This is a genomic window from Micromonospora sp. NPDC048947, from assembly GCF_040649495.1.
GTDB classification, from domain to species: Bacteria; Actinomycetota; Actinomycetes; order Mycobacteriales; family Micromonosporaceae; genus Micromonospora; species Micromonospora alfalfae.
Map to the genome: position 1 here is coordinate 19,996 of NZ_JBEZFO010000021.1, position 15,281 is coordinate 35,276.

At 68.6% G+C, this 15,281-nt stretch carries 16 protein-coding genes; 8 read left to right on the forward strand and 8 right to left on the reverse strand.

Annotated elements, in window-relative coordinates; all coding sequences use genetic code 11:
- Nucleotides 1-596 precede the first annotated feature (596 nt).
- A complete protein-coding gene (locus AB0B98_RS26340) occupies nt 597-3,299 on the forward strand; it encodes a ricin-type beta-trefoil lectin domain protein (RefSeq protein ID WP_357366101.1) in 2,703 nt (900 codons plus the stop codon).
- 158 nt (nt 3,300-3,457) lie between these two features.
- On the opposite strand, the gene AB0B98_RS26345 is transcribed toward AB0B98_RS26340, so the two are convergent.
- Complete coding sequence (locus AB0B98_RS26345; RefSeq protein WP_357366102.1) at nt 3,458-3,769, reverse strand: amphi-Trp domain-containing protein; 312 nt, start codon at nt 3,767-3,769, stop codon at nt 3,458-3,460.
- A 144-nt stretch (nt 3,770-3,913) separates the two neighbouring features.
- On the opposite strand from AB0B98_RS26345, the gene AB0B98_RS26350 reads away from it, so the two are divergent.
- The gene (locus AB0B98_RS26350; RefSeq protein WP_357366103.1) at nt 3,914-4,210 is read left to right on the forward strand and encodes a DUF6582 domain-containing protein; all 297 of its coding nucleotides are present in this window, start codon (nt 3,914-3,916) and stop codon (nt 4,208-4,210) included.
- A 55-nt stretch (nt 4,211-4,265) separates the two neighbouring features.
- Nucleotides 4,266-5,480 (forward strand): FUSC family protein, encoded by a 1,215-nt coding sequence (locus AB0B98_RS26355; RefSeq protein WP_357366105.1) that lies wholly within the window; start codon nt 4,266-4,268, stop codon nt 5,478-5,480.
- A 61-nt stretch (nt 5,481-5,541) separates the two neighbouring features.
- Here AB0B98_RS26355 and AB0B98_RS26360 read toward each other — a convergent pair whose 3' ends face one another.
- On the reverse strand, nt 5,542-5,967 hold the full coding sequence (locus AB0B98_RS26360; RefSeq protein WP_357366107.1) for a VOC family protein: 426 nt from the start codon (nt 5,965-5,967) through the stop codon (nt 5,542-5,544).
- A 168-nt stretch (nt 5,968-6,135) separates the two neighbouring features.
- Between AB0B98_RS26360 and AB0B98_RS26365 the strand changes: the two genes are divergently transcribed.
- On the forward strand, nt 6,136-7,965 hold the full coding sequence (locus AB0B98_RS26365) for a glycoside hydrolase family 15 protein (RefSeq protein WP_357366244.1): 1,830 nt from the start codon (nt 6,136-6,138) through the stop codon (nt 7,963-7,965).
- Between the two features lie 9 nt (nt 7,966-7,974).
- On the opposite strand, the gene AB0B98_RS26370 is transcribed toward AB0B98_RS26365, so the two are convergent.
- Complete coding sequence (locus AB0B98_RS26370; protein WP_357366245.1) at nt 7,975-8,790, reverse strand: DUF72 domain-containing protein; 816 nt, start codon at nt 8,788-8,790, stop codon at nt 7,975-7,977.
- 124 nt (nt 8,791-8,914) lie between these two features.
- Here AB0B98_RS26370 and AB0B98_RS26375 point away from each other — a divergent pair, with 124 nt between their 5' ends.
- From AB0B98_RS26375 to AB0B98_RS26385, 3 genes are all read left to right on the forward strand, one after another.
- A complete protein-coding gene (locus AB0B98_RS26375) occupies nt 8,915-9,925 on the forward strand; it encodes a glycosyltransferase (protein WP_357366109.1) in 1,011 nt (336 codons plus the stop codon).
- A 59-nt stretch (nt 9,926-9,984) separates the two neighbouring features.
- Nucleotides 9,985-10,734 (forward strand): Clp protease N-terminal domain-containing protein, encoded by a 750-nt coding sequence (locus AB0B98_RS26380; RefSeq protein ID WP_357366111.1) that lies wholly within the window; start codon nt 9,985-9,987, stop codon nt 10,732-10,734.
- A gap of 254 nt (nt 10,735-10,988) precedes the next feature.
- Nucleotides 10,989-11,444, forward strand: coding sequence for a hypothetical protein (locus tag AB0B98_RS26385; RefSeq protein ID WP_357366113.1), 456 nt, complete (start codon nt 10,989-10,991; stop codon nt 11,442-11,444).
- A gap of 10 nt (nt 11,445-11,454) precedes the next feature.
- Here AB0B98_RS26385 and AB0B98_RS26390 read toward each other — a convergent pair whose 3' ends face one another.
- Nucleotides 11,455-11,973 (reverse strand): hypothetical protein, encoded by a 519-nt coding sequence (locus AB0B98_RS26390; protein WP_357366115.1) that lies wholly within the window; start codon nt 11,971-11,973, stop codon nt 11,455-11,457.
- A gap of 154 nt (nt 11,974-12,127) precedes the next feature.
- Nucleotides 12,128-12,322, reverse strand: a complete 195-nt coding sequence (locus AB0B98_RS26395) for a DNA repair protein (protein ID WP_357366117.1) — start codon at nt 12,320-12,322, stop codon at nt 12,128-12,130.
- Between the two features lie 170 nt (nt 12,323-12,492).
- Here AB0B98_RS26395 and AB0B98_RS26400 point away from each other — a divergent pair, with 170 nt between their 5' ends.
- Nucleotides 12,493-13,155: a GNAT family N-acetyltransferase gene (locus tag AB0B98_RS26400; RefSeq protein WP_357366118.1), complete on the forward strand. Its 663-nt coding sequence runs from the start codon at nt 12,493-12,495 to the stop codon at nt 13,153-13,155.
- 340 nt (nt 13,156-13,495) lie between these two features.
- On the opposite strand, the gene AB0B98_RS26405 is transcribed toward AB0B98_RS26400, so the two are convergent.
- The 3 genes from AB0B98_RS26405 to AB0B98_RS26415 are packed head-to-tail and all read right to left on the reverse strand — an operon-like array spanning nt 13,496 to nt 15,202.
- Nucleotides 13,496-14,194: a TetR family transcriptional regulator gene (locus AB0B98_RS26405; protein ID WP_112582130.1), complete on the reverse strand. Its 699-nt coding sequence runs from the start codon at nt 14,192-14,194 to the stop codon at nt 13,496-13,498.
- On the reverse strand, nt 14,157-14,651 hold the full coding sequence (locus AB0B98_RS26410) for a DCC1-like thiol-disulfide oxidoreductase family protein (RefSeq protein WP_238670958.1): 495 nt from the start codon (nt 14,649-14,651) through the stop codon (nt 14,157-14,159). Before AB0B98_RS26410 ends, AB0B98_RS26405 begins: the two co-directional genes overlap by 38 nt.
- Nucleotides 14,648-15,202, reverse strand: coding sequence for a hypothetical protein (locus AB0B98_RS26415; protein ID WP_357366120.1), 555 nt, complete (start codon nt 15,200-15,202; stop codon nt 14,648-14,650). The genes AB0B98_RS26410 and AB0B98_RS26415 overlap by 4 nt, the downstream gene beginning before the upstream one ends.
- Nucleotides 15,203-15,281 lie beyond the last annotated feature (79 nt).

Sequence of the window (15,281 nt, forward strand, 5' to 3'; positions counted from 1 at the left end):
TGGCGCCGCGACGAACCGCGTGGGCGAACTGCCTGGCGGTGGTGGCGCGGTGTCGCGTGGGCGAACCGCCTGACGGTGGTGGCGCGGCATCGCACGGGCGAACCGCCTGACGGTGGTAGCGCGGTGTCGCACGGGCGAATCGCCTGGCGGTGGCGTCGCGGGGGCCCGCGTGGGGGCGTTGTCGCGGGACGGTTCGAGGGCCGGCTGTCGGTGATGTCGTAGACGATTCAGCTCCAAAGGAAGGCCGGACCGCCGGCGTGCCCTGGCGCGTCGAGGTGCGTGCGAGTGGTCGCGGGCAGCGACGACGAGCCCCGTGTCGTCGCTGCGGATTCGTCGGACGACGCAAGCAGGGGGGTGCGGGCGGCATGGCTGATCTGCCCGATCCGATGGCATTTCTGCATAGACGCCCTCCAATTGCCGGTTGCATTGGTCAGACGTGTGACCTACGCTCCCAGTAAGAATTTCGGGGCGGTTAACAAAGAGTGCGGTCGGGGCGACGGAAAGTCCCCGCCGGCCCTTAGTGGCGTCGCTGTTCCGTACTCGTCGCTCGATACGCACTTTGGGCACCACATCGACGACCAGTGAGAGGAACAGACGTGAAGTCAGCCATATCCACCGCTCGAATGTCAGTGCTGGCGGTGGCGGCGCTTGTCGCCGCCACACTGCCGGCAGTGCTGACAAACCAACTACCGGCCTCGGCCGCGGTCCAGGCGACCTACTATGTCGCCCCGGACGGTAACGACGCCAATCCGGGCACCCTGCAGTCGCCATTCCGGACTCTGCAACGTGCCCGGGACATCGTTCGTACGGTAACCACGAACATGACCGGCGACGTCAACGTCTTTCTCCGCGGTGGAACCTACCCGGTGAGCAGCACTATCGAATTCGGGACGAGCGACTCCGGCACCAACGGATTCCGGGTCAGTTACGCGGCCTACCCCAATGAGAAGCCGGTCCTTGACGGTGGCGTCCAGGTGACCGGATGGAGCCAGCACAGCGGCAACATCTGGAAGGCGCCGCTGGACCGCGCCAACAAGTTGCGGGCGCTGTACGTCAACGACAAGCGCGCGTACATGGCGTCGAAGACGATCAGCTCGGCCGGCTGCTACGGCACGTACAACATCACTGCCAACCAGGCCTCGTGGGCCTGGGAGTCGGGGTCGCAGTGCGACGGTGCGAAATACAGCCTGAGCGACTTCCCCGCCGTTCCGCGCAACCAGGACGACATCGAGATCGAGACGGGTACGACTTGGACCACTGCCATCGTGGGAGTCCGCCAGGTGACCACGAGTTCCGACGGCGCGAACCGGGTCGCCCTCTTCCAGCAACCGGGCGCGGCCATCGCGCAGGGCGCGTTCAACGGCAACGCCCAGGTCGGCGGCACCCACAAACTCATGAACGCGTACGAGTTCCTGGACGCGCCCGGTGAGTTCTATTTCGACAAGGGCACCAAGACTGTCTACTACTACAAGGCCAGCGCCGAGAACATGTCGACCGCGACGGTCTACGCGCCGAACAACGTCACCACGTTGCTCCGGGTGGCCGGCACCTCGACCAGCAGCCACGCGCGCAACATCACGTTCTCCGGACTGACGGTCCAGCACTCCGACTGGAACCTGTTCAACGTCGCCGGCTCGTCCTTCAAGCAGGCACAGCAGGGCAACCTCGGCGCCCAGGTGTACGCGAAGGGCAACTTCCACGTCTACTACTACCGGAATGTGGACGTGACGCCCGGCATCATCCAGATCCAGAACGCCGACGGGGTCCTTTTGCAACGTAACCGGATCCAGCACACCGGCGCCGACGGAATCAACATGATCAATGACGTGCAGAGCACCCAGTTGATCGGAAACCACACGAACGACATCGCCGGGTCCGCCATCACCGTCGGTCATCCCCAGCACGTCTACATCGGGGACGGCACGTCGACCAACCGCGAGAAGTACGCCGCGTCGGTCGAGGGGCTACCGAAGAACATCGACATCAAGAACAACTACCTCTACGACAGCGCGGTCCTGTTCAACGGGCACAGCCCCATCTCCGCGTACTTCGCCGACACTCTCACCATCCAGCGCAACCGGATCGAGAAGACCCCGTGGTCGGGCATCACGCTCGGCTGGGGCTGGTGGAACTTCGACGGATCGTCGGGCTCGATCGTGCCCAACCGGCCGACCACGACGGCGAGAAACAACACCATCAGCTACAACCACATCATCGACACGGTGCAGCGCCTCAGCGACACGGCTCCGATCTACACGCTCGGCAGCCAGCCCGGCACCACGATCACCAACAACTATCTCCAGGGCGTCCCGTCGGGCCACAAGTACGGACTGCACCCGGACGAGGGCTCGGCGTTCATCACCTTCCGCGACAACGTTCTGAGTATCGACAAGAACGTCACCTGGATGATCAACTCCGACGACTTCGGGCGGAAGCACGATCTGAGCATCACGCAGATCTACGGCCCGATCAACAAGGTCTCCAACAAGAACCTGCCGAACAGCACTGTCGCCGACATCCTTGTCTCCTCCGACTATGTCTGGCCGGCGACGGCGTACAGCATCGCCGCGAATTCCGGCCTTGAGGACGCGTACCGCGACATCATTCCGGCGAGCAGTTTCTCCGCGCCGAACTATGCGCTGCCGGCCAGCACCTTCGTCACCAGTGCCACGGCGTCGATCCCGATCCGGAGCATCGGCGACGCCACCAAGTCGGTCTGGTTGGCGCCGTACGGCACCACCACCTTCACCGCCGGGGCGACGATGACCAGGGCGACCGGCACCGCCACCTCCATCGCCGTGCCGGCCACCCAGGGCGAGTACCGGCTCTACGTCGTCGACGCACAGGGCAACCGGTCGGCCGAGTCGACCTCGATCGTCAGGCAGCAGCAGGGCGGTGGCAGCGGTACGGGTAACGGACAACTCGTGGGTGGCCAGTCCGGTCGCTGTGCCGAGGTGCCCAACTCCTCGACCACGAACGGCACCCAGGCCCAGCTCTGGGACTGCTCCAGCGGCACCAACCAGCGGTGGACCCAGACCGCCAGCAAGCAGTTGACCGTCTACGGCAACAAGTGCCTGGACGCGTCCGGGGCCGGCACTGCCAACGGCACCGCTGTCATCATCTGGGACTGTCACGGCGGGCTCAACCAACAGTGGAACATCAATGCCAACGGCACCGTGACGAACGCCCAGTCCGGGCTCTGTCTCGACGCCAATGGCGCCGCCACCGCCAACGGCACCAAGCTCATCCTCTGGTCCTGCAACGGCGGCACGAACCAGCAGTGGACGCTGCGTAGCTGACCCGAGCAGACCCCGGGGCCAGGCCGACACGGGCCTGGCCCCGGCTATTTCTGGGCGTCGCCGGAGATCACGCGCAGGCCGTCGAGCATCGGCATCCGGCCGTTCGAGCTCTTGGCGTGCGAGCGTTCGTAGGACCGGAAACCGGCTTCCCGACGTCGCTAGGAGGCGGCGGGCGGCGCGGCGTCGGTCGGTTCGGTGGCCCCGTCGTCCTTCGAGGGCCCCTCGCCGTCCGCCTCCTTGACGCGCGCGGGCTCGGTCCACGAGAACTCGATCTCGACGGACACCTCCGTCTCGCTCTCCCGTTCGATCTCCAGCTCGCACCGCACCGTGTCCGCGACCGTCACCGCACCCGCCGCGCCGTAGAAGAGTCGCCCGTCAGCCTCCAGCTGGTTCGCCAGTTGGCGCAGCCAGGCGGCCAGGTCGGAGCGTGACACCGTACGGGAGTCCTCATAGATATCCATGTCGGCCATGCTCGCACTCCACAAGGGACGCCGTCTGAAGGGCTTCGGCTCCACCCCGCCGTGTCGGCGTGATATGGATCTTGTGGTCGGCAGTGGTCCGGGAAATTTCGGCTTCGGAGGTGCTGCCGGACAGCGTGCGGGTAATGCCGGACGATGACATCAACCTGGAAGCCCCACGAGAAGCACGGTGGCCTGTCGGACAAGGACAAGCGCGAGCTGCCGGAGAGCGTCTTCGCGTTCCCCGGCAAACGCAAGGAACCGATGACCGATGCCAGCCACGTCCGCAACGCCATCGCCCGCTTCGATCAGGTGCAGGGCGTCACCGACAAGGACCGGGACCTGGCCTTCCAGAACATCCTCGCCGCCGCCAAGCACTACGATGTCGACGTCGCCGAGACGAACTGGCGCCAGCTCGGCAAACTGCCGCACACGCCGAATCCGGCCCACTGACCGATTTGCATCGGCCGTGCCGGATAGGGTCGTCCGCCCTGGGTAAGCGGCGCGGATGCCCGCGAAGCAGCAGCCAGCAACCGGCGGCGACCCGTCCGCGCGCGAGGGGTCCCGGGCGGGCCGGACGTGGGACGGCCTGCGTGAGCGGATGCGCCACTTATTGCGCACCCGCGCCTGGCGACTGCGCCTCTACGGGTTGCTCTCCGTGCAGGCCGGCGTCGCGGCGGCGCTGGCCTGGTTCGTGGGGTTCCAGTTTCTGGGCAATCCTGCGCCGGTCCTCGCGCCCACCACGGCTGTCGGCATCGTGGCCGCCTCGATGGGCTCACGCCTGCGGCGCACCATCGAACTGCTGATCGGGGTCGTCCTCGGGCTCGCCGTCGGTGACACGCTCATGCCCTTCTTCGGCATCGGGGCCTGGCAGACCGGTGTGGTCGTCGTGCTGGCGATCATCGTCGCGGTGCTGCTCAAGGGGGGTGGTTCGCTGCTCACCCAGGCCGGCGGCACCGCGGTGCTCATCGCCACCCTGGAACCGCCCGTGCGTGACCTGTCCATCCCTCGCTTCGTCGACGCGGCGGTCGGTGGGTTGGTCGGGTTGGCGGTCGGCCTGTTGCTGGTGCCCATCCACCCGCAGCGGACTGTGCGGCGGCTGGCCGAACCGGTCATTGATCCGGCCGTCACCGCCCTGCACGACCTGGCCGCCGCGCTGCGCCTCCGGGATCTTGACGGCGCCCAGCGGAGCCTGGGCGCGTTACGTCTCCTTGGCCCTCGGTTGGTCGCACTGGATGATGGGCTCAACGCTGCACAGGAGGTGGTGCGACTGGCGCCGCTGCGCTGGCACGAACGCCCGTCGTTGTCTTACTACACCGACGCAGTCCGACATATGGAGCGCAGCCTGTACAGCTGTCGCGGGATCGCGAGGCGGCTCACGAGGGCCGTCCTCGACGACGAGCCGCTGCCGGAGGAGTTACCGGCGGCCATTGACCTGCTGGCCGTCAGTGTGCAGACCCTGAGATGCGCGATCCGTACGCAGGCGGAGCCGCGGGAGGCGCGTCAGCAGATCCTGGCCGCCGTTGAGCTGGTTGGGAAGGCGCAGGGAGATGTCGCATCGGATCCCACCCGCCCGCACACCCACCGGTTGGGTTACTCGGGCATGATCGCCGCTGGTGACTTCCGCACCTCGGCGCACGACCTGCTCATGGCCAGTGGACTGGATGCCCGCGAAGCGGTAGCGCTGGTGCGACGGACGGCAGACCCGGACGAGTGGGATTGAGCTGCCCGGCATCTCTGTCACGACTGCTCAGCCGTCAGCCGCCCGTCGGAAAGGTCGAGCGTCAGGCCGCCTTCAGCGAGGCGAGCACGTCCAGGTAGTGCGGGTTCTTCATGACTCCCAACACGTTGCCGAACGGGTCGACCACCGCCGCGGTGATGAACCCCCCGTCCCCGTGGGGAGTTGTCGGCTGGTACTCCGTGGCACCCATCGCCAGCAGCCGCTCGACTGTCGCGTCGAGGTCGTCGACGCACCAGTGCATGACCACGCCGCCCGGCCCGGTCGCCGCGCCGGCCGGTGCGTACCTGCTGTCGATGATGCCGAGTTCGGCCTGGTAGTCCCCGATGCGGAACTCGGTGTATGCCGGGCGTCCGTCGGGGCCGGGGCGCATGAAGTACGCCTCGACGCCGAGAAAGTCCGCGTACCAGGCGGTGGCCGCTGCCACGTCGTCCGCCCAGATGTTGAGTGTGGCAAATCCTCGCAGGCTCATCAGGTTGTCCCCTCGTCGATGTCGTTGGTGTCGACGCTATCGACGATTGCGGAAGCTTTGCTTCCGCAATGAGCGGTGGGTCTCGACCGTGTCGAGCCGCGGACCGCATCTTTCGTTGGCTCCCGGGTAGTCGCCGCCATTGCCAGTACGAGAGTGGCGGGGGACAGCGTGGACAGCTACCCGGCAGTCGAGAACCACGGTCTGATCGGTGATCTACAGACTGCGGCACTGATCAGCACGGACGGTACTGTCGACTGGTTCTGCGCGCCCCGCTTCGACTCGCCGAGCTTCTTCGGCGCGCTGCTGGACCGCCGCAACGGCGGCCACTTCCAGCTCTCGCCCGACGGCGTCGACTACACGAGCAAGCAGCTCTACCTGCCCGGTACGCCGATCCTGATCACCCGCTTCCACAGCGCCGACGGTGTCGGTGAGCTGTTGGACTTTATGCCCGTCACCGGTGCGGAGGCCACCGACCGGCACCGGTTGATCCGGCTGGTCCGGATGGTCCGGGGAAGCATGCAGTTCCGCTTCCACTGCCACCCACGGTTCAACTACGGGCGCGATCCGTACGAACTGGAGGTGCACCCCGAAGGCGACGTCTTCCGCAGCCAGACGACGACCCTCACCCTCGCCGCCTTCAAGAACTCGCTGCGTCAGTTCGGCACGAGGGACGTCCAACGCGACGCCAACGGCGTGTCCGCGTCGTTCACCCTGCACGCCGGCGACGTCGGCGGAGTGGTCCTGGAGACGGCCTGCCCGCACGCGCCCCGAGCACTCAGCACCGACGAGGCGTGCGAACTGCTCGCCGAGACCCGCGACTACTGGCGGCGGTGGGTGAGCGGTTCCCGGTACAAGGGCCGCTGGCGGGAGGTGGTCGAGCGGTCGGCGATGACCCTCAAGCTGATGACGTACGCACCGACCGGCGCCCTGGTCGCCGCGCCCACCGCGGGGCTGCCCGAGCAGATCGGCGGGCAGCGGAACTGGGACTACCGCTACACCTGGATCCGGGACGCGTCCTTCTCCGTGCACGCTCTGCTGCGTTTGGGCTTCACCGACGAGGCCCAGAAGTATCTGCTCTGGCTCGACGCGCGCATCCGCGAGGCACGGGACGGCAACCTCCCCTTGCAGATCATGTACCGCATCGACGGCTCACCGGACCTTCCCGAGGAGGTGCTGGGTCACCTGGAGGGTTACCGCGGCTCCGCGCCGGTGCGGATCGGCAACGGTGCCGCGGGCCAACTCCAGCTCGACATCTACGGCGAGGCGCTCGTCTCCTTGGAGCTCGCGGACCGCAACGGGCTGGTCGCGCCGTACGAGGGGTGGCGCAAGACGGCTGGGCTGATGGACTGGCTCTGTGCGCACTGGGACCAGCCCGAGGACGGCATCTGGGAGACCCGTTCCGGCCGGCAGGACTTCACCTACGGTCGGGTGTTGTCCTGGGTCGCGCTGGACCGGGCCATCCGCATCGCGCGACGCCGGGGCCGGCCCGGCGACATCGCCCGCTGGTCCGCCGAACGTGACGCCATCTACGAGCAGGTGATGACTCGTGGGTTCAACCAGGAACGTCGCGCGTTCGTGCAGCACTACGGGTCCGACATCCTGGACGCGTCGCTGCTGGCGATGCCGGGGCTGAACTTCATCTCGCCGACCGACCCGATGTGGGAGTCGACACTGCGGGCGATGGACACCGGCCTGGTCTCCGACAGCCTGGTCTACCGCTACGACCCGAACGCCTCGCCGGACGGTCTCGCCGGCACCGAGGGCACCTTCAACATGTGCACCTTTTGGTACGTGCAGGCGCTCGCCCTGGCCGGCCGGATCGACGACGCCCGGTTGACCTTCGAGAAGATGCTCACCTACAGCAACCCGCTCGGTCTCTACTCCGAGGAGATCGCGCCGACAGGTGAGCAGATCGGGAACTTCCCGCAGGCGTTCAGCCACCTCTCGCTGATCAGCACGGCGACCCACCTCGACGACCTGCTCGACAAGCAGGGCTGACCCGTCGGGTCAGAACAGCGTCAGCGGCTCGACCGGGATCGGCTCGGGCAACGCGCCGAGCCCGGGTACGCGTGCTCGTACCTCGTCGTGGAACCGGCGGGCGAGCGCCGGCGCGTCGGCGTTGTCCGGGGTGTGGATGAACATCGTCGGGGAGCGCCCCTCGCGGAGCCAGGTGACAGTCACGTCGACCCAGCGCTGCCACCCCTCGACAGTGCGCGTCGGGTCGTCTCGACCGAGGTAGCGGACGATCGGCCGGTCGGTCAGCGCGAGGGACCGGAGCGGCACGCGGGGCTTCTTGGTCCAGGCGTCCCGCTCCGCATCGCTGGTCGGTGGGCTCGCGAAGAAGGCGGTCGTGTCGAAGGGGATCCACTCGGCGCGGGCGGCGGCGAGGGTCGCCCCGAGCAGCCGGGTCGCGCGGGCGTCGCTGAAGAACGCGGGATGGCGCACCTCCACCGCGTACCGGTGGGACTGCGGAAGCTGCTCCAGGAAACGGCCCAGGGCCGGGACATCGGCGGGCGCGAACGAGCCGGGCAACTGGATCCAGAGGGCATGGGCGCGCGGGCCGAGCGGTTCGATGGCGTCCAGAAAGACGCGCAGCGGTTCGTCGACGTTGGTGAGCCGGCGTTCGTGCGTGATGACTTTGGGAAGTTTGAGGACGAACCGGAAGTCGGAATCCGTCTGGGCGGCCCACGAGGCCACGGTGTCCCGGGCCGGGGTCGCGTAGAACGTGGTGTTGCCCTCCACGGCGTCGCACCAACTGGCGTAGTGCCGCAGGCGCTCGGTGGGCGGCAGCCGGTGGCCGGGCCACGACTTGTGACTCCACATCGCGCACCCCACGTGCAGACGCATGACCGCCCTTCCCGCCGGTGACCGCGCTCGACCGGAGCCCACCGTATACGGGCCAGCGGACCGGGCCCGCCTCACGGTGCGGCGGGTAGGGTCCGACGCCATGCGTGTGCTGTTCGCCAGTCTTGCGTCCGTCGGTCACACCTACCCGCTGATCCCGCTGGCGATCGCCGTCCGGGACGCCGGGCACGAGGTGCACTTCGCCGCCGGGGCGGAGGTGCACCCGCCGCTCGCCGCGCACGGCCTGCGGCCGTTCCGCCCCGGCGACGCCTTCTACGAGGTGTACGCCGAGGATCTCGCACCGGAGCTGGCGCGGCTGCGCCCCGACCTGGTGGTGCACGAGTGGGGGCTGCCGGGGGCGGCCGTGGCGGCTCACCGTGCCGGGATCCCGGGCCTGTGGCACGGGTTCGGCCGGATGTTTCCCGAGGGCATCGGCCTGGAACTGCCCACCAGGAACGCCGAGGTCATCGGTCGGCCGCACCTGGACATCTGGCCGCCCTCCCTTCAGGACAGGAACTTCCTCGCCACCGAACGTCGGATCGAGCTGCGACCGGTGGCCTTCTCGACAACCGCCCCGCTGCCCGAACGGGTCGGCCGTCGGACGTCCCGGCCCCTGATCTATCTGACCCTCGGCACCGCGTTCGGCACGCCGGAGCTGCTCCGCACCGCCATCGCAGGCCTGGCAGCGTTGGACGCCGAGGTGGTGGTCGCGGCGGGCCGGGTGCCAGTGGAACAACTGGGCGAGATCCCCGACCACGTCAGCGTGCACCAGTGGGTGTCGCAGGCGGAGCTGCTGCCGCTCGTCGACCTGGTGGTGCACCACGGTGGCAGTGGCACCACCCTCGGCGCGCTCGCGGCTGGCGTACCGCAGTTGCTGCTGCCGCAGGGCGCCGACCAGTTCGCCAACGCCGACACGCTTACCGCCGCCGGTGTCGCAGTGCGGCTCCTTCCCGGCGAGGTGGATGCGGTTGCCATCGCCGAGCAGGCACACCGCCTGCTCCCGCGGCACGGCCAGGTCGAGCAGCGAGACGCTGCACGCCTGATCGCCGAGGAGATCGCCGCCATGCCCTCGCCGGCGGCCGTCGCCCAGCTCCTGCCGGAGTATGCCGCCTGAACGGAGCCGATCGTCAACTCATGGTTGACGCAAGGAGTGCGTCAACCTATGGTTGACGCATGACAGATCCTCTCCAGATAAGTAACCCCGTCAAGCTCGACGACCTGATCCAGGCGATCAAGACGGCGCACACCGACGCGCTCGACCAACTCACCGACGCGGTCATCGCCGCCGATCACCTCGGCGAGATCGCCGATCACCTGATCGGGCACTTCGTCGACCAGGCCCGGCGCTCTGGCGCCTCCTGGACCGACATCGGCCGCAGCATGGGGGTCACCAAGCAGGCCGCCCAGAAGCGCTTCGTGCCGAAGGCGACCGAGGCGGCCGCGCTCGACCCCAACGCCGGCTTCGGCCGGTTCACCCCACGTGCCCGCAACGTGGTGATCGCCTCGCAGGAGGAGGCCCGGGCCAGCGGCAACGCCGAGATCGGCCCCGAGCACCTGGTGCTGGGCCTGCTGGCCGAGCCGGAAGGGCTGGCCGCCAGGGTGATGGCTGGTCGCGGCGCCACCCCCGAGGTGGTACGGGAGGCGGTCGCTGCCGTCCTCCCACCACGGGCCGAGCAGGTTCCGGACCTCATCCCGTACGACGCGCGCGGCAAGAAGGCGTTGGAGCTGACGTTCCGGGAGGCGCTGCGCCTCGGGCACAACTACATCGGCACCGAGCACATCCTGCTCGCCCTGCTCGAGCAGGAGGACGGCGCCGGCGTGCTCACCAGCCTCGGCCTGGAGAAGGCGACTGTGGAAGCCGACCTCGCCACCGCCCTCGCCGCCGTGGTCAGCGCCGCGTCAAAGGGCGACGACGCCGGCTAGGCATCCCGAAATCGTCCGCGCCGCCCTGGAGTGGCCAGGCCACTCCAGGCCGGCGCGGTGGCACGACCCGGAAGGAACCTCGGCAGCCATCGGTCGCACGACTGACGTCCGGAAAGGTGCGAATGTCGTCGCGGTTCTCGCGCTTGATCGCACTCACCTAGCCTCGGTTCAGTGTGCGGTGCCAATCGACGCACGGCCGTTCGGTGAAACGGGGGAGCGACCTGAGAAACTCATTCACAGCGATGGGTGTCCTGGTGGCGTTCGCGGCGCTGGCAGGGCTGACCGCCTGCACTCCGGCGGAGAAGCCGGTGCTTGCCCTGCACGTGGTCGGCGGGCAACCTGCTCTGGTCGTCGCCGAGTGTGCCGAATTCACCGCGGACCGGATCAGCGTCTACACCGTTGACGCCACGCCGGCCACGAGTTGGACAATCGACCGGAACGGCGACGGCGACGGCGACGTGACGGAGGTGAGTTTTTTCGCACTGCCGGCGGGTTGGACGCCCGACGAGCAGACGCTCACCGCATTCGAACCCGGCGTTGAATACTCGGTCGCCGCCTACGGGGATCGGCACAACGCCCTCCCCGTCCACTTCATCCTGGCCGAGGTGACCGGGCTCAGGCCGGACCAGGTCCTCGTGAATGACGGCGGCACAAAGCGGAAGGCGGTCACCGAGACCGCCTTCCGCGATCGGGCGAAGAAGGTGTGCTGACGCAGTTGGGTCAGGACGCCTCGGGAAAGCCGTAGCGCAGGGCGTGCTCCGGATCGGCAGTGTCGATCTGGCGTATGCCCGCGTCGGCGAGGCGCTTGTTGACCTCGTCGAGATGCTCGCGCACCAGGCGGGCCTCCTCCTCGGTGACCCGGCCCCGGTGGGGCTTGCCGGCGTGTTCCAGCGTGCCGTAGTCGATCTTCTCGGTGGTCTTGCGGGCCTTGGGTGGGCGAACTCGCTCGGCCGTCTTCAACAGTTGCGCCATCGGCACGTCCGTGGCCATCGCGTCGAACTCGCTGGCGGTCAACACCACCCGGCGGGGCTCGCCGCCACCGTGCCGGTCGTGGATCTCCACCACCGCCACGTCCAGCGCGGCGTCGTCGATGTTCTCCACCTCGCCCGGGGTGGCGTCCAACTGCACGGGCCCGGCGACCAGGTCCGGGTGCTCCAGCACGACGACACGGACCACCTCGTCGTCCTGCTGCAGAACCGTGCCGGTGAAGTCGGAGACGTGGATCGTCTTCTTGCCCATGCGCGGAGCTTCTCCTGTCGTAGGCCGGGATGGCGGACCACAAGAAATTACCCGACAGGTGTGCGAAAGCCGCCGCTGGACCTCCTCCGGTGTGTCGGCCCCCGGGCCAACGTCAGAGGCTGCCCGTCGGTGCCACCACCCACTCGTTGCTGCGTCAGTGGTTGTTCAGGCGGTGCCTACCGGAGCTGCCGACGGACAGCTTGTTCAGACCGGCCCACGACAGGGCACTGCCGCCGATTGTCCGAGGGTTCCGGTAGCGCGGCTGGGGCGGATTGCCTCCGACGGCCTCCGCCGCCTGCCAGAGTCGCTCAGGGTCCTGCTGGTAGTGGTCGCTCGGCTGAATCGGCATGCGTTCACCGTCCCAAACAAAGGTGTCCATATATGGAAATACATATGACGGTCGATCTGCCCGCCCGGTTCCGGCACCCTTTCCCGTTCGGCCCTGACGTATCCTGCGCCCGGCCCCGCCGTCCGGCGTACGGTGATCGACGACGGGTCGGGTGACGCGGGGAGGTGCGCATGCTCGACCGGCGACTGCACCTGCACCTGGCCACCTGGCTCGGCCAGTGGCCGGCCGGGCCGGGGTTGCACGTGGTCGCCTCGCAGCGGCGGGCCGAACCGGCCTGGGACGGCCGGCTACGCCCCGCGCTCGCCGTGGACACCGGGCAGAGCGCCGTGCTCTCCGTGGCGCCGGACCGTGTGGCGGCGATCCGCGCGCTGGTTCGCCGTACGCCGGCTCGCTTGCTCGCCGCGCTGCCGGAGGCCGTCGGACGGCCCGAATTCTGCGTACACGACGGCCCCTTCCGGTGGAGCGTGTCGCCCGCCCCGCTGCCCGACGTGGGGGAGTGGACCGAGCCGACCGCCACCGGGCTGCCGCCGTGGCTGCGACTCTTCGACAGGCCGGTGCTGGTGGTCCGTGACCCGGACGGCGGCTATCTGGCCGGTGCCGGGATCAAGCGGCACGACGCGTACGGGCACGAGTTGGCAGTTGGCACCGTGCCGGCCGCCCAGGGGCGCGGCCTCGCCCGTCGGCTGGTGGCGCAGGCGGCGCGGCGGGTGCTCGACGAGGGGGCGGTCCCCACCTACCTGCACGAGCGGGACAATCACGCCTCGGCCCGGGTCGCCGAAGCGGCGGGTTTTCCGGACCGGGGCTGGCGCGCGTACGGGGTCTATCCGCGCTGAGCAAGGCCCGAAGCTGTAGAGGCCCGCGATCTTGCACTTTCTGTTGCGGCATAGCGGGCATTTCATGCATCTCGGCAACCGAGACTGCAAGATCGGCGCGGGAGGCGGGGTTGCGGCGGGGCGGGGCGCTGAACGGGCATTGGGCGCGGACCGTGGATCCCGGGCCGGATCCACGGTCCGCAACCTCCCCCCAGGCCCCGGTTCCGGGTGTAGCGGCGTGCCGCTACGTGTCGATCACGCTACGTATCGAACAGGCTCGGGGCAAGGTTGAAGCTGTCGGTTCGGAGTGTCGAAAAGTGGACTTGACCTGCTGCTTCGCCGGCCGAAGGAGCCGGCCGGATCAGTGACGGAGCGTGCGAATCAGGTCGAGCACCTGGCGGGTCACCGGCCGCAGGACCCGGAGCCGGGACAGCGCCACGAGCCGGTCGATCAGGGGTACGGCCCCGTCGATGAGCTGGCGGGTCTTGGTCTGGCCCGGCGATCGGTCGTGCACCCAGTAGAGGATCACGCCCATGTACGCGAGCCAGAGCAGCTCGGGCAGCTGTGGGCGCAGTTCGGCGTCGACCTTGGCCGTCGATCCGGTCAACACCTCGCCGAAGAGGTCGATGGCCGCCTGTCGGGGGCCGGAGGACTCCGCGGAGAAGGGGCTCAACGGGGAGGTGGGCTCCGCCGCCGTCTTGAAGAAGGTCGCCGCGAATCCGTGTGAGGGAGTCAACACGTCGATCCCCGCGTGCAGCACCCCGGCGAGCCGGGGACCGAACGCCTCCTCCCGGTCGAGCACGGGCTGCGCGGCGGCCCGGTGCTCGACCTGGGACTGGGCGTAGAACTCCTGAATCAGGTGGTCCTTGGAACCGAAGTAGTAGTAGGCGTTGCCGACCGCCACGCCGGCCTCCTGCGCGATCGCCCGCATCGTGGTCTGGGCGTACCCGCGTTCGCGGAACAGCCGCATCGCGGTGTCCCGGATCAGCTGCCGGGTCTGCTCGCCTCGGGCGGTGGCTGGGTCACCCGCAGTGGTCGTCTGCGCAGGCTGTTCGGTCATCGGGGTCACCGTATCCCGCCGGTTCGTCGGTCGGCTCGGCCCACGGGTCGCGGATCCGCTCCCGGATCGCCGAGGCGGCGGCCACCGTCTGCCGGGCGAGGGGCAGCAGGTGTGGTCGGGCCAGCCGCTCGGCAGTGGACCGGTGGTCGGTCAGCGCCCAGAGGCAGGCGAACCAGGCGCCGTCGCCCGCGTACACCTCGCCGGTGTCGGCGATCACCGTGAGGTCGCGCAGCGTCGCGTCGTGGTCCAGGCCGGGGAAGCGCCGCCGGGCCTCGGCGGACCCGGCCGGCACGAACTCCAGGGGTACGAGCTGGGCGCGGGACGACAACCAGCGGCGGGCGGCGCGGCAGAGTGGGCAGGCCGCGTCGAACAGGACGGTGAACCCCCGGATCCCACCGCCGGAGTGAGCGGTGGGATCCGGGAGCCGACCGCCGCCACCGGTCGGGGGCACTGTCATCGGGTTGGTGGGTTGTTCGTCGGGCCGACGGCCGGCTGCGGACCGGCCGGCTGAGGGCCGGTCGGGTGCGCGCCGGTCGGCTGTGGTCCGCCCGGGTACGCGCCGACCAATTGCGATCCGGGAGGGGCGGACTGCATGGGGAGTCGGCCGATCGGGGCGAGCGGGGGGTGGGTGGCGAGCTGGCGGAGTCGGTTTCGGCGGTAGCGGCCGAGCGCGAAGACGTTGAAGAAGTGCAGCGCGCCGAGCACCAGCAGCACCAGGCCGATCTTGAGGGACAGCTCCTCCATGGCCTGGCTTGTCGAATCGACAGGGTCGGAGTGCTTCATCGCCACCGTGACGTAGCCGAGGTTGAGCAGGTAGAACCCGACCACCAGGAGACTGTTGACCGCTTGGGCGAGTCGTTTCTCGGCGAAGACCTCCTCCAGGAAGACCAGCCCGTTGCGGGACAGCGCTCGCGCCACCCAGATGGTCAGGCCGACGCTGACCGCCAGGTAGATCACGTACATCCAGACCTTGATGTCCATGTGGACGCCCTTCTTGAACGTGTTCAACTACCGATGTCATCAGACTAGGGCCGTTGTTGAACATGTTCAATAAGTGGCGACGAGTGACTGTGGACACTCCGGCGCG